This window comes from Duganella fentianensis, assembly GCF_964031615.1.
GTDB classification, from domain to species: domain Bacteria; phylum Pseudomonadota; class Gammaproteobacteria; order Burkholderiales; family Burkholderiaceae_D; genus Rugamonas; species Rugamonas fentianensis_A.
The window spans coordinates 116,384-130,835 of the sequence record NZ_CAXIQN010000018.1; the positions used below are offsets into that span (position 1 = coordinate 116,384).

The 14,452-nt window shown below is 61.3% G+C and carries 12 protein-coding genes; 5 read left to right on the plus strand and 7 right to left on the minus strand.

All coding sequences use genetic code 11. From position 1 onward, the window contains the following. Positions 1–27: 27 nt before the first annotated feature. The 3 genes from ABNT42_RS12210 to ABNT42_RS12220 all read left to right on the plus strand — a co-directional run bounded on the left by ABNT42_RS12210 (position 28) and on the right by ABNT42_RS12220 (position 2,489). On the plus strand, positions 28–909 hold the full coding sequence (locus ABNT42_RS12210) for an SMP-30/gluconolactonase/LRE family protein (RefSeq protein WP_348697304.1): 882 nt from the start codon (positions 28–30) through the stop codon (positions 907–909). 132 nt (positions 910–1,041) lie between these two features. Continuing rightward, positions 1,042–2,031, plus strand: coding sequence for a glycosyl hydrolase 53 family protein (locus ABNT42_RS12215; RefSeq protein WP_348697305.1), 990 nt, complete (start codon positions 1,042–1,044; stop codon positions 2,029–2,031). A gap of 32 nt (positions 2,032–2,063) precedes the next feature. Further along, the gene (locus ABNT42_RS12220; protein WP_348697307.1) at positions 2,064–2,489 is read left to right on the plus strand and encodes a hypothetical protein; all 426 of its coding nucleotides are present in this window, start codon (positions 2,064–2,066) and stop codon (positions 2,487–2,489) included. 115 nt (positions 2,490–2,604) lie between these two features. Here the strand turns inward: ABNT42_RS12220 and groL are convergent, their stop codons facing one another. The 7 genes from groL to dgoD all read right to left on the minus strand — a co-directional run bounded on the left by groL (position 2,605) and on the right by dgoD (position 12,158). Continuing rightward, the gene (gene groL, locus ABNT42_RS12225) at positions 2,605–4,251 is read right to left on the minus strand and encodes a chaperonin GroEL (RefSeq protein ID WP_348697308.1); all 1,647 of its coding nucleotides are present in this window, start codon (positions 4,249–4,251) and stop codon (positions 2,605–2,607) included. Positions 4,252–4,296: 45 nt separating this feature from the next. Then, positions 4,297–4,587 (minus strand): co-chaperone GroES, encoded by a 291-nt coding sequence (gene groES, locus ABNT42_RS12230; RefSeq protein ID WP_008451606.1) that lies wholly within the window; start codon positions 4,585–4,587, stop codon positions 4,297–4,299. Between the two features lie 283 nt (positions 4,588–4,870). Next, positions 4,871–5,860 carry an L-arabinose ABC transporter permease AraH gene (gene araH / locus ABNT42_RS12235; protein ID WP_348697311.1) on the minus strand — a complete coding sequence of 330 codons (990 nt, stop codon included), beginning with the start codon at positions 5,858–5,860 and terminating at the stop codon, positions 4,871–4,873. Then, entirely contained in the window at positions 5,857–7,458 is a 1,602-nt protein-coding gene (araG, locus tag ABNT42_RS12240; protein ID WP_348697313.1) for an L-arabinose ABC transporter ATP-binding protein AraG, read from the minus strand. Before araG ends, araH begins: the two co-directional genes overlap by 4 nt. A gap of 1 nt (position 7,459) precedes the next feature. Then, positions 7,460–8,440 carry a substrate-binding domain-containing protein gene (locus tag ABNT42_RS12245; protein ID WP_348697315.1) on the minus strand — a complete coding sequence of 327 codons (981 nt, stop codon included), beginning with the start codon at positions 8,438–8,440 and terminating at the stop codon, positions 7,460–7,462. A 26-nt stretch (positions 8,441–8,466) separates the two neighbouring features. Continuing rightward, positions 8,467–10,965 carry a beta-galactosidase gene (locus ABNT42_RS12250; protein ID WP_348697317.1) on the minus strand — a complete coding sequence of 833 codons (2,499 nt, stop codon included), beginning with the start codon at positions 10,963–10,965 and terminating at the stop codon, positions 8,467–8,469. 44 nt (positions 10,966–11,009) lie between these two features. After that, positions 11,010–12,158 (minus strand): galactonate dehydratase, encoded by a 1,149-nt coding sequence (gene dgoD, locus ABNT42_RS12255; RefSeq protein WP_348697318.1) that lies wholly within the window; start codon positions 12,156–12,158, stop codon positions 11,010–11,012. Between the two features lie 253 nt (positions 12,159–12,411). On the opposite strand from dgoD, the gene ABNT42_RS12260 reads away from it, so the two are divergent. Further along, complete coding sequence (locus ABNT42_RS12260) at positions 12,412–13,320, plus strand: SMP-30/gluconolactonase/LRE family protein (protein WP_348697320.1); 909 nt, start codon at positions 12,412–12,414, stop codon at positions 13,318–13,320. Between the two features lie 52 nt (positions 13,321–13,372). Beyond that, on the plus strand, positions 13,373–14,335 hold the full coding sequence (locus ABNT42_RS12265) for a LysR substrate-binding domain-containing protein (protein WP_348697322.1): 963 nt from the start codon (positions 13,373–13,375) through the stop codon (positions 14,333–14,335). The last annotated feature ends 117 nt before the right edge of the window (positions 14,336–14,452 follow it).

Genomic DNA, 14,452 nt, shown 5'->3' on the forward strand with positions numbered 1-14,452 from the left:
GCGGATTCGAATTCTGGAGAACAGCGTATGAGCAAGCAGGAAGCACAGTGCATCTGGCCACTGGGCGCGCAACTGGGCGAAGGCCCGCTGTGGATGGCGCAGCAGAACCGCCTGTATTTCGTCGATCTGAAAGGCTGCGCCCTGCATGCACTCGATCTGGCCGATGGCCAGCGTCATCGCTGGGAGATGCCGGACTATATCTGCTGGCTGGTACCGCGCCGTGATGGTGATGGTTTCATGGCCGGTCTGCGCGATGGCATCGTGCGCCTGTGGCTGGAACCAGAGGTGCGCATTGAATATGTGGCGCGTCCGTTTGCCGAAGGCAGCGGCCTGCGCATGAACGATGCCAAGGCCGATAGCACGGGCCGCATCTGGGCCGGTTCCATGCACAACACCGATTATGCGCAGGCGGCCGGCCGGCTGTTCCGGCTGGCATCCGACCAGAGCTTGAGCGTGGCGGATGACAACTACCATATCTGCAATGGTCCTGCGCTCAGTCCCGACGGCGCCACGCTGTACCACACCGACAGCTATGAAGGCCGCATCTACGCCTATCCGCTGGCGGCCGATGGCACGCTGGGCGAGCCGCGCCTGTGGCGTCAGTTCCAAGGCGACGAAGGTGCGCCGGATGGCATGACGGTCGATAGTGCCGGCTGTCTGTGGGTCGCCCAGTGGGGCGGTGGCCGCGTGTGCCGCTATGCGCCCGATGCCACGCTGCTGGAAACCGTGACGGTGGCAGCGCGCAATCCTGCTTCGTGCACGCTGGGCGGACCGGATCTGCGTACGCTCTACATCACCACCGCCTGTGAAGACAACACGGCGGAACAGTTGCAAGCCTATCCCCTGAGCGGTGCGCTGTTTGCCGCGCGCGTAGACGTGGCCGGTGTTGCCGCCTATCGCTACGGCTGATTCCCTGTAAGCGCTGGCGTTCTGCCAGCGCTCCCTCTCGATTTTTGTAGGTGCCGCGCGCGCAGCGGCAGGAGCTTCTGCGCGCCGTTTTTTTGCTGTCGCTGTAAATAAAAATAAACTAGGAGACAAAAAATGAAACTGGAAAAGCGTCTGGCAGGCTGGCTAGCTGCCGCGAGTCTGATGTGGGGCATGGCGGCGCAAGCTGCCACCTTTGCCAACGGTGCCGATGTGAGCTGGGTCAGCCAGCAGGAGTCTAGCGGCTATGCGTTCTACAACAGCAGCGGCGTCAAGACCGACCCGTTTGTGCTGCTGAAGAATCTGCAGGTGAATGCTATCCGTTTGCGCGTGTGGGTCAATCCATCGGGTGGCTGGAATGATGGTGCGGACGTGCTGTACAAGGCCAAACGGGCGACGGCACAGGGCCAGCGCATACTGATCGACTTCCATTACAGCGATGGCTGGGCCGATCCGGGCCAGCAGACCAAGCCGGCGGCGTGGTCCAGCCATACGCTGAGCCAGTTGAATAACGATGTGTACAGCCATACGCAGGGCATCCTCAGCTACCTGAAGTCGAACGGCATCACGGTCGAGTGGGTACAGGTGGGGAATGAAATCAATAGCGGCATGCTGTGGCCGGAAGGGAAGACCACGAGCTTCGCTAATCTGGCACAGTTGATCAACAGCGGCTACAACGCCACCAAGGCGGTGTACCCGAATGCCAAGGTGATACTGCATCTGGCCAATGGCTACGATAATCCCATGTTCCGCTGGTTCTTCGATGGTGTGAAAGGGGCGGGCGCCAAGTGGGATGTGATCGGTATGTCGCACTATCCGCCTGCTTCGGACTGGGCCAGCTACAACAGCAAGATCTCCACCAATATGTGGGATATGGTGGCGCGCTATGCCAAGCCTGTGATGGTGACGGAAGTGGGCATGGACTGGACCCAGAGCGCCACATCCAAAGCCATGCTGGCCGACCTGCTCAACAAGACCAAGGCGCTGGGCAGCAACGGGCTCGGGGTGTTCTACTGGGAGCCGCAAGCTTATCCGGGCTGGCAGGGCTACACCATGGGTGCACTCGATGCAGCCGGTAAGTTTACACCGGCCATGGACCCGTTCTAGAATGCCGCACACGCCACACTAGAAGTCCTACCATGCAAAACCACACGCTTAAATATCTGCACCTCGTTCCCGATAGTCCGCTGCCTGAACTGAAAGGCATGGGGCAGTTTCAGGCCATTGTCGTGCTGGATGGCGAAGTGGCCGAGATGAGCATGTGGGAAAGCGCACGCGGTCTGGTGGACGCGGGCTGCATGCTGGCGCTGGTGTGGGGTAAGGACTGCGAAGCATGGCGCGAAGCGCTGGAAGATGCAGCGCTGGAAGCGGCCGATTATGACGATGTGCCGGCCGAACGCGCCGTGGTCGTCACAGCACATGATGACGACGAACTGGAAGAAGTGTTCTGGTATGCGCGTCACCGTGCTGCTCATCCGGCGCTGGCGCTGCGCGAAGTGCTGATCGTGCATATCGCCGATGCGCCGCGCCGCGAAGAACTGGAAGCAGCCTACCACGACGCTTGAAATAGATTCGGGGTCAGATCTGTCAATCGGACACGAATGTCCATTTGACAGATCTGACCCCGATTTTTTTTGCTAGCGAGGCTGGCAAAGGGACGGCGTTGCCGTCCCTTAGGCATTACATCATGCCGTCCATGCCGCCCATGCCGCCCATACCACCCATGCCGCCCATGCCGCCGGCTGGTTTGTCTTCGGCTACTTCAGCGATCATGCAGTCGGTGGTCAGCATCAGGCCAGCGATCGATGCTGCGTTCTGCAGTGCCGAGCGGGTGACTTTAGCTGGATCCAGCACGCCCATTTCAACCATGTCGCCGTAGGTGCCGTTGGCAGCGTTGTAACCGTAGTTACCCGAGCCAGCCAGAACCGCTGCAACGACGACCGAAGCTTCTTCGCCGGCGTTCTGAACGATCATGCGCAGTGGCTCTTCCATGGCGCGCAGAACGATCTTGATACCTGCGTCCTGGTCCGGGTTGTCGCCTTTGATGCTCAGAGCAGCACGGGCACGCAGCAGCGCTACGCCGCCGCCTGGCACAATGCCTTCTTCCACAGCTGCGCGGGTAGCGTGCAGTGCGTCTTCAACGCGGGCTTTTTTCTCTTTCATTTCAACTTCGGTTGCAGCACCGACTTTGATCACGGCAACGCCGCCAGCCAGTTTGGCTACGCGCTCTTGCAGTTTTTCACGGTCGTAGTCCGAAGTCGCTTCTTCGATCTGAACGCGGATCTGTTTTACGCGCGCTTCGATCGCAGCAGCTTGGCCAGCGCCGTCGATTACGGTGGTGTTTTCTTTGCCGATTTCGATGCGTTTAGCCTGGCCCAGTTCTTCCAGGGTGATTTTTTCCAGGGTCAGACCAACTTCTTCAGCCACGACTTGGCCGCCGGTCAGGATAGCGATGTCTTCCAGCATGGCTTTACGACGGTCGCCGAAGCCTGGAGCTTTCACTGCGCAGGTTTTCAGGATGCCGCGGATGTTGTTCACCACCAGAGTTGCCAGTGCTTCGCCTTCGATGTCTTCAGCGATGATCAGCAGTGGACGGCCCGACTTGGCAACTTGCTCCAGTACTGGCAGCAGGTCACGGATGTTCGAGATTTTCTTGTCGCACAGCAGAACGAATGGGTTGTCCAGTGCAGCAACTTGCTTCTCTTGGTTGTTGATGAAGTATGGCGACAGGTAGCCGCGGTCGAACTGCATACCTTCAACGATGTCCAGTTCGTCGTTCAGCGATTTGCCGTCTTCAACGGTGATCACGCCTTCTTTGCCGACTTTTTCCATCGCTTCAGCGATACGGTCGCCGATCGAGGTGTCCGAGTTAGCCGAGATCGAGCCAACTTGAGCGATTTCTTTGGTGGTGGTGCATGGACGGGCGATCACAGCGATCTGCTCGACGGTCGCTGCAACAGCTTTGTCGATACCGCGCTTCAGGTCCATCGGGTTCATGCCGGCAGCAACGAACTTCATGCCTTCGCGTACGATGGCTTGTGCCAGCACGGTCGCGGTGGTGGTGCCGTCGCCGGCGTTGTCGCTGGTGCGCGAGGCCACTTCTTTGACCATCTGCGCGCCCATGTTCTGCAGCTTGTCTTTCAGTTCGACTTCTTTAGCAACCGATACGCCGTCCTTGGTGACGGTAGGGGCGCCGAACGAACGCTCCAGTACTACGTTACGGCCTTTAGGGCCCAGGGTGACTTTAACGGCGTTGGCCAGTACGTTCACGCCTTCAACCATCTTGGCGCGCGCTGCGTCGCCGAATACTACATCTTTAGCTGCCATGTTTAATTCTCCGAAATTAGGTAGGTACGAGGTCTATCGCTGGTCTTACTTGACCACGATGGCCATGATGTCTTCTTCGCGCATCACCATCAGTTCTTGACCGTCAACTTTGACGGTCTGGCCGGCGTATTTGCCGAACAGAACGCGGTCGCCTACTTTGACATCCAGTGGACGGACTTTGCCGTCTTCCAGAATCTTGCCATTGCCTACAGCCAGGACTTCGCCTTGATCTGGTTTCTCAGCAGCCGCATCAGGGATGATCAGGCCGGACGCAGTTTTGGTTTCCTGGTCGAGGCGTTTGACGATTACGCGATCGTTCAAAGGGCGAAGGTTCATACAAAACTCCTTAATGATTAACAATGGTACAGTTTGTTGCTGCTTCAACAAGGTTGCCGCAGCGGAAATTTAACGAAGCAGACTGTTAGCACTCCTCCGTATCGAGTGCCAATTATAGGGACGACCCTTAGCCATTTCAAGGCGCAAAATTTGCGCGGGCGCAAAAAAAGCAGTATTTCAGGGGGATTCTTGCTTGGAGGATACGAAATGGGGCTTGAGCGGCGGCTCAAGCCCCATGCTGTCAGGCCGGCAGGGGTGTCTGGCCGGCGCGTGATGACTAGGCTTAGCGGCGCTCGCCGCGGGTTTTCAGCTGGTCCAGCAGCACGGCGGCCAGCAGAATCACGCCGCGCATCAGGTATTGATAGAAGGCGTCCACGTCGAGCAGATTCATGACGTTTTCCACCGTGCCCATGATCAGCACGCCGATCAGCACCCCGAAGATGCGGGCTTTACCACCGAGCAGGGAGACGCCGCCCAGCACGCAGGCCGAGATCACATCCAGTTCGAAGCCCTGTGCCGCATTCGGCTGGCCGCTGGTGATGCGCGAGGCCAGAATCAGGCCGGCCATGGCGGTGACCACGCCCTGAATCAGGAAGATCCAGACGCGCAGACGTTCCACCTGCACACCGGCCAGACGGGCTGCTTCCGGATTGCCGCCGATAGCCAGCGTGTTGCGGCCGAAGATGGTCTGGTTGAGCAGGATGCCGAATACCACGAAGCAGGCGGCGCACACCAGCACCGGCAGCGGCAGACCAAAGATGCGGCTGTCGCCGAAATCGATGAAGGCGTCGTTGCTGATGCCGACCGCCTGACCTTTGGAGACGATGAAGGCAAGGCCGCGCACCATCAGCATGGTGGCCAGCGTGGCGATCAGGGCGTTGACGCGCAGGTAGGCAATCAGCACGCCGTTGGCCGCGCCGATGATGGCACCGGCGGCCAGACCGGCGCCGACGGCCAGCAGTACGCTGCCCGTGTGCTCGAGCACCATGGCGCCCAGCACGCCGGCAAAGGCGATGGTGGAGCCCACCGACAGGTCGAAGTCACGCGAGGCCAGGCACAGCATCATGGTGCAGGCCACCATGCCGATCTGCGCTACGGACAGCATCAGGCCCACCACGTTGGTCAGCGAGAAGAAGTTTTCCACCGTAGCCGACAGCACGGCAAACAGCACCACATAGCCGAGCGGCATGCTGTAGTCCACCAGCCACTGGCGCTGGCGCTGGTTGGTCTGGGCCGCTGGGGTAGCGGCGGAATTCATTTGTGCGACGTTCATGCAATGCTCCGGATAGGAAGGGCGGATGATTCGGTAGTTTCAGTTGGTGCGGCGGCAGCGGTAGCCGGTGCAGTAGCTGGTGCGGTAGCCGATGCGGTAGCGGGAGCAGTATCGGGCAGCGCCAGTGCCAGCACGGCGGTTTCGCTGGCCTGCTCGCGCGGCAGTTCGCCGCAGATTTGGCCTTCGCGCATCACGATCACGCGGTCGGAAATGCCCAGTACTTCTGGCAGTTCGCTCGAGATCACGATCACGCAGCAGCCTTTTTCGGCCACTTCGTGGATGATGCGGTAGATATCGTTCTTGGCACCCACGTCGATGCCGCGGGTAGGCTCGTCGAGGATCAGCACTTTCAGGCCCGGTTCGGCCAGCCAGCGCGCCAGAATCACTTTCTGCTGGTTGCCGCCCGAAAGCAGGCGGATTTCCTGCTGGCGGTTCGGTGTCTTGATGCGCAGGCGGGTGATGAACTCCTCGGCCAGCGCCGCTTCGCGCTGATGGCGCAGGAACAGGCCGCCCATCAGATCGAGCCGGCGTACGCTGATGTTGATGTTCTCGGCCACGGAAGCGGTAGCGAGGATGCCCTGTTCCTTGCGGTCTTCGGGGCATAGCACGATACCGGCGTTAATCGCAGCGGAAGGGCCGCTGGTCGGCACCACGGTGCCATCGAGCAGCACGCTGCCGGATTTGCGTGCATCGGCGTTGTACAGCAGCCGCATTAATTCGCTGCGACCGGCGCCGACTAAACCAAAGAAGCCCAGCACTTCGCCGGCACGCACGCTGAAGCTTTGCGGCTGGCTGATGTGCTGGCCCGACAGGCCTTGTACCTGCAGGCGTTCCTTGCCCAGCGGGCGGGCGCGGTAGTCGTAGATGTCGGACAGTTCGCGGCCGACCATGTCGCTGATCAGGCGTTCGCGCGGCACGTCGGCCATCACGTCATGGGTGACGATCTTGCGGCCATCGCGGAAGATGGTGCAGGCGTCGCACAGTTCGTACAGTTCTTCCAGCCGGTGCGAGATGTAGATCAGCGTGCGGCCTTCGGCGCGCAACTCTTTCACCAGCCGGAACAGGATTTCTGTTTCACGGTGCGACAGGCTGGAGGTGGGTTCGTCGAACGCGATCACCTGTGCATCCTGCATGATGGCCTTGCAGATTTCCACCATCTGGCGCTGGGCGATGGACAGGTCGACCAGCTTGGCATCCGGGGCCAGATCGACGCCGATGGCGGCCAGCTTTTCGGCCACGATCTGATAGGCGCGCGGTTTGTCGAGCAGACCGAAACGGGTGGGCATACGGCCCAGCAGCACGTTCTCGGCCACCGTCAGTTCCGGCACATATTGCAGTTCCTGATGGATGATGGCGACGCCGGCGGCAATCGCATCTTTGGCGCTAGTGAAGCGGCACTCCTGACCGTTGACCAGCAGGCGGCCGCCGTCCGGCTTGTACTGGCCACCGAGGATTTTCAGCAGGGTGGATTTGCCCGCACCGTTTTCACCGAGCAGGCCGTGCACCTGACCGGCATGGGCCGCAAAGCTCACCCCGTTCAGCGCTTTCACGCCGGGGAAAACTTTGCTGACCTGATCAAATTGCAGATACGCGTTCATATTACTGGCCCATCTGCTTGCGGACTTCCGCCTGATTGGCGCGCGTCATCAGCATGCCCTTGGTCTGTACTTCGGCTGGCGGCACGGCTTTGCCGGTGATCCAGTTGACCAGATTGACCGAGGTCTGATAACCATGCTCTTTGGCGCTGATCATGACGGAGCCGAAGAAGCCCGTGGCTGCCGGTTTATTCAGTTCGTTCTCGGCGGCTTTGGCGCCGCCTATGCCTACACCGATCATGCTGTCGGCCTTGATGCCGCGGCCTTCGGCAGCGCGCACGGCGCCCAGCACGGCTTCATCGTTGAGGCCTACGGCCACCCAGTATTTGAAGCGGGCGTTTTTAGTCAGCGCGATGTTGGCTGCATTAAAAGCGCTTTCCGTATCGGTCTTGGCCTGCGGTGCATCGATAACGTTGGCGGCCACGAAGCCGGCCGCTTTCAGCGCGTCGATTGCGCCCATGGTGCGTTCCTTGGCAGTAGGCAGCTGGTCGTAGGCGACGCGAATCGCGCCCACTTCGGCCATATTCCATTTGCGTGCCTTGATTTCGGCCACGATGCCTTCGCCGACCTGCTTGCCGATGGCGTAGCCGGAAATGCCCATGTGGGGAATCGAAGCAATCGGTTTGCCGCTGCCATCGACCAGACGGTCATCGACCGAAATTACTTTCATGTTGTTGCGGCGGGCCGCGCGTTCGACGGCCGTACCCAGTTTTACGTCCGGCGCGCAGATCACAAAGCCCTGCGCCTTCTGGGCGGCCAGATTGTCGATCGCAGCGATCATCTTTTCGCCGTTCGGTACACCGATCTTGACCAGTGTGAAGCCTTTATCTTTGGCGGCCTGCTCGGCATAGCGCCACTCGTCCTGGAACCATGGCTCCTCGGCCTGTTTGACGAGGAAGCCGATTTTGACTGCGTCGGCAGCATGTGCCAGCTGGGCAGCGGCCATCAGGCAAAGCGCGGCGGCGGTGATTATTTTTCGTTTCATGTATATCTCCAGTGTCTGTTTTTTGTTTACGGGGTCACGCGCAGGCGATAGACCGGCACCACGCTGACCCCGCGCAGTTGGGCGATCTGCTTGGCTGCGCCGAAGTCGGGACGGGCTTCGCGTGGCAGGTAGATAGGCGCATCGGCGCGCAGCGGCAGCACGCTAACCGTCAGCGCACCGCTGGCGGCGGTCTGCGGCGAACGCAGGCTGACCTGCCACGGATAGCCGCTGTAGTACCAGTCGTCCAGCATGCGGGTGCCTGCGAACAGGCGGCCGATATCGCCGACAAAATCAATCTGCAGCAGGGCATCGTCGAGACCACGCAACTGCTCCTGTGGTACGTTGACGCGCCATGCAGCAGCAGCCTTGAAACTTTCCGGTGCCGGCTGGATAGCTGCGCGCGCGCTGCCGCCTATCATGACAGGCGCAGCTTCCTGTGCCGCGCGCAGCGGCGTGATGTCTGCCGTGATGCGGCGCGCTGGCAGTTCTGCGCTATAGGTCTGGAACAGGCCATCGTTTCCGCCAGCCCGCAGCACGGATGCGGCGGCATCCGTGCGCGGCTGTTTCGGCAGAGGGGGATACACACCGAAGCGGAACTGGTTGCTGCCGACCGAGCGCAATTGCAGTGCGCCGTCAGCCACGTAAGTTTGTTGAGCGCTCAGCAGCAGGCGGCGCTGGCCGGCCAGCTGTACCACGCTCAGTTGCTGCGCCTGTTCTGGCGTGAGTACCACGATGGTCAGCGGGCGGGCGCCCGGGCGTTGCAGCGTCAGGGCAGCGCTGCTGCCGGGCTGGATGTCGCTGACCAGCAGACGGCCATTGCTGACGCTAACGCTAGCACCGTTGGCTTGCACCTGCTGGGCCGTCACGCCATCCAGTGCCAGTTCTACCGGCACGCCGGCAGTAGCGCTGAATACGGCGGTGACACCGGCACGGCCCTGATCAAGCAGCGTCAGTGGCTGGGCGGTGGCATAAGTCAGTTTGGTGCCGTCCAGATCGAGGTTGAGCGGCCAGATGAAATAGGCGCCCTTGGCGATATCGATCGGCTTGCTAGGCAGCGTCAGCGTCTGGTTCGGCAGCTTGACTTCGAACTGGCTGGCCTGCTGTGGCGCCATATCGTACTGGCGCACATGGTTATTCACGAACAGGAAGCCGCGTTCGCCTTCGCTGCGCACGGCAAAGCGGGGCGCTTGCAGATCGTCTGGCGTGGCGGGCGAAACTTCCGGTTTGCGCACCGTCATCGGTGCCAGACGGCTGCCGAAATCATGCAGGAACAGGTGGAAGGGGCGCAGTTTTTCCAGCACTTTGCGCTGCTGACCGTCCGGGCCCAGCGGCGCCTGAAAATCGTAGCTGATCATGGTGGTATCGTTGTAGCCACCACTGAGCGTGCTTTCTTCCATCGAGGTGCCGCCGATGGCGGTGGGATTGCGCCCGCCATGGAACATGTAGTAGCCCATCAGATTCACGCCGGAACCCAGCTGCACGGGCAGCATGGAGGCGATATCATCGGCCGATACCACGGTGCGGCGGCGGTACATGAACGGCAGACCGGCGCCATATTCGGCACCGAGGAAGGGCGTTACATCCTTGTCGGTTTCGGCGCTGCCCGGTGCATGGGCGGCCGTCTGCGCACCGAGGTCGCCGCTGACGCGGGTATCGAAGCGGAAGGCATAGGTTTCCTTGGGCGGCAGCTCCTTGGTGCTGGTGCCCCATGGCTCATCGGGATAACCGCCGAACACGGGCGTGACTTCGCCATGCGGATAGATGGTGCCATCCCAGCCGGTCACGGTGTAGTAGGGCACATCGAGGCCAGCCTTTAATGCCAGCTGCTTAAGTGCGGCGATGTGGGCTTTGCCCCGACCCGGGCCATCGAGGTTGTATTCATTTTCCAGCTGGATGCCGATCACGCGGCCGCCATCTTTCCACAGCTGGCCTTTGAGCTGCTGGCCGATTTCGCGGTACAGCTTTTCCACCAGTGCCATGTACTGGGCATCGTTGCTGCGGGTGGGCATGCTGTTGACCACCCAGTCCGGCACGCCGCCGTAGCGCACTTCGGCGTGGGCCCACGGGCCCACGCGCACCACCACATCGAGACCCGCCTGCGCAGCCAGCTGGACGAAGCGGCGCAGATTGCGTTCGTTCTTCCAGTCGAACTTGCCGGCGACTTCTTCGTGGTGGTTCCACATCACATAGCTGGCCACGATATCGATGCCGGCAGCTTTCATTTTCTGCAGTTCGGCCAGCCACTGGCTATCCGGCGTGCGACTGTAGTGGAATTCGCCCATCACGGGCAGCCATGGTGCGCCGTTGCGGGTCAGGTAGCGGGCGTTCACGCCCAGCGTGTCGCCGTTCGGTGCAACGGCGCTGCCCATGCGCAGGGCTGCCGCGGCCGGCGCCGGTGTGGCGGCGCTGGCATCAATGCGCAGGGTGGCAGCGTAGCTGGTGCAGCTTGCTGCGCCGGCGAACAGGCCGGCGATCAGCGCAGCGCTGGCATGGCGGCGCAGTTTTATCGAGTTTGAGAACAGCATCGGGTCTCCGTCTTTATTCTTGGGCGATGATGGGCTGGCAGTGCTTACCACTCCGCCACGCTGCCGTCGTCATGACGCCAGACGGGGTTGCGCCAGTCCGGCGCGTTGCGGCTCGCTTCGATGACTTTTTCTTCGTCCACGATCACGCCCAGACCCGGCTTGGTCAATGGCTGGATGTAACCATCGGTGATACGGAAGTCTTCTTTGTTGACCACGTAGTCGAGCAGCTCGCCGCCGCGATTGTAGTGGATGCCCATGCTCTGCTCCTGCAGCACGGCATTGTACGAGGCGAAGTCCACATGCAGGCAGGAGGCCAGCGCGATCGGGCCGAGCGGGCAGTGCGGCGCCAGCGTAACGTCATAGGCTTCGGCCATCGAGGCGATCTTCATGCACTCGGTGATGCCGCCAGCGTGTGACAGGTCAGGCTGGACGATGGACAGACCACCTGCTTCGAACACATGCTTGAACTCGAAGCGCGAGTACATCCGTTCGCCTGCTGCCAGCGGAATCGAGGTCATTTCGGCCAGACGCGGGTAGTACTCGGCCTGTTCGGCCAGCACCGGCTCCTCCACGAACAGCGGACGGTAAGGTTCCAGTTCGCGCAGCAGGGTCTTGGCCATCGGCGCGGCCACGCGGCCATGGAAGTCCAGACCGAATTCGATGCTGTTGCCGAAGGCGGCGCGGATTTCCGCTACGCGTTCCACGGCTTTATCGACGGCGGCGGCCGTGTCTAGCATGCCCAGTTCTTCCGTGGCGTTCATCTTGAAGGTATCGAAGCCGCCTTCACGCAGCGTGCGGATGTGTTCGATGATGTCGGACGGGCGATCACCGCCTACCCAGCTATACATTTTCATGCGGTCACGTACCAGACCACCCAGCAGCTGGTGCACAGGCTGGCCCAGTACCTTGCCTTTGATGTCCCACAGAGCCTGGTCGATACCGGCGATGGCGCTCATCAGAATCGCGCCGCCGCGGTAGAAGCCAGCGCGGTACATGGTCTGCCACAGGTCGTTGATGCGGGCCGGATCCTGACCGATCAGATACGGTTCCATCTCCTGCACGGCTGTTTCAACGGTACGGGCACGGCCTTCGATGACGGGTTCGCCCCAGCCAACCACACCTTCGTCGGTTTCTATCTTCAGCAGCATCCAGCGCGGTGGCACACGGTAGGTCGTCAGTTTGATGATTTTCATAGAGGCTAGAGGAATGAGTTCAGGAACAGCCTGCAGTCTAAGCCCGTGCGCTAGATCGGAAATATGATTAATTCGTAAGTAGGCATATCAAATCCGGATAGCTAGCAGGTGGCTGGTAGCGCTATCCGAAAACGCTATGGCAGGGGCGTGATTATTCATAGCTCAGGTATGGCACGCGCCTATAGACTGGCGCGATCGCTATCCCTCTGTCAGCCCCTAATTCCTCGCTATTTCCGATCGGAGCCACCCCAGTATGAGTCTGGTTTCTACCTATGCCCCCTTGTTGATGCGCAGCGGCCAGAGCGCGGCAGCGCTGCGCTGGGATGCCCGTCGCAGTGCATGGCACTGGCTTGATCCCGTCAGCGGCATGCTGCACTCGCTGGCGGCGCAAGGTGATAGTGCCCGTCCAATACGCTTGCAGGAACATGCGAACGTGATGGCCATCTGTGCCTCGGGACGGGTGCTGCTGGGGCAAGGCAAGCGGCTGGGCATGGCCGAGCTGCCGGCCAGCGTGGCGCCGGCGCGACCGCTGCAGGCGCAGGTGCTGGCGACCATCGATCCGGCCGAACCGCGCACGGTCATGAGCGATGGTGCCAGCGACCGGCATGGCTATTTCGTGTTCGGCAGCGCGAATATCGCTGCGGATAGACGTCCGATCGGCAGCTTTTATCAGTATTCGCAGCGCTACGGCCTGCGCCGGCTGGCTTTGCCCACCGTGGCCACGGCCTGCGGCATCGCCTTCAGCCGTGATGGCACGCAGATGTATTTTTCCGACGCCACACTGGGTGCCATCATGCGCTGCCGCTACGATGCCGAGCGCGCCCGCGTAGGCGAGGTGCAGTTATTTGCGCAGGGTGGCATCGGCGGCGGTGCGCTGCTGGTGGATGCACGCGATCAGGTCTGGAGTACCCAGGGTCCGGCGCTGTGCCAGCATGACGCCGGCGGTGCCGTGCGCCAGATGATCGTGATCGGCGATCAGGTGCTGGCCGGTGCTGCTGCAGGTGGTATGCAACTGGATCAGCTGTTGTTAATTGGCGCCGATGGCGGTGTATTTAGAGTCTCTCCTCAGGTCGCTGGCGTGGACTTTGCCGGTCTGGCCGATACGCCCTTTGCCGACGCCTATTCCGAAGCCCAGCCATTGCGGGCAGGCACGGCGTGGTGATTGACGCTGCTGCCACCCCGCCTTATGATGGGCGAGCCCTCTATTACCCATCATGACTGATTCCCGCTCCGACCGTTTTGTCCGCTCCCATCTGAAGACCCGCCATCTGGTGCTGCTGGTCGAACTGGGGCGCCACGGTTCCATCGCCCATGCGGCACAAGCTGCCAATCTGACCCAGCCCGGTGCGTCCAAACTGCTGGGCGAGCTGGAACACGCGCTCGGTGTTCAACTATTTGAACGTCTGTCGCGCGGTGTCGCGCCTACATGGTATGGCAAGGTGCTGATCCGGCGTGCCGGTGCGGCGCTGGCGGAAATGGATGCGGCACATCAGGAAGTGATGGAACTGCTATCCGGTCTGCGTGGCCGCGTCGGTGTGGGTACGGTGCTGGCACCGGCCACGGGGCTGGTGCCGCAGGCGATCACGCTGCTCAAGTCGCGCCATGCGCGCGTGCATGTGGCCGTCAGCATGTCGACGAGCAAAGCGCTGGTGGAGCGCCTGCGTGGCGGCGAACTCGATCTGGTGATCGGCCGCATCCTCGATACGGCTGCCGCCGATGAACTGCATTTCGAACCGCTCACGGATGAACCGCACCGTCTGATCGTGCGCGCCGGTCACCCGCTGGCAGGGCGCGACGATCTGCAACTGGAAGAACTGATGGCACAGTGCTGGATACTGCCGCCGGCCGGCAGCATCTTGCGTGACCGGCTCACAGCGCTGTTCCTGTCGCGTGGTCTGGAACAGCCGGCAGAAACCGTGGAGACGCCCGATCTGCCGGTAGTCGCCAGCCTGCTGCTGAATAGCGACATGATCGTGGCGTTGCCGGAAGATGCCGTGCAGCCTTATCTGGCAGCCGGTCTGATGACGGCGCTGCCATTCGATCTCGGCGTCAGCATGGATTCCTTCGGTATTGTGACGCGCAAGCGACACCAGCTCTCGCCGGGCGCCGATGCCATGTTGCAGGCGCTGCGCGATGCTGCTGCCAGCATGTACCCGCATTACCGCAGGCCGGAGTGAGCTCCATCTTTGCCTGAAGGTTTCTGATATACGATCTTGATATGCCGCGCGCGCAATAAGGAATTGGAACTGCGCGGAGCGTTTCGCTAGCATCCAGTTATTCGTCCGAGTCGCTCA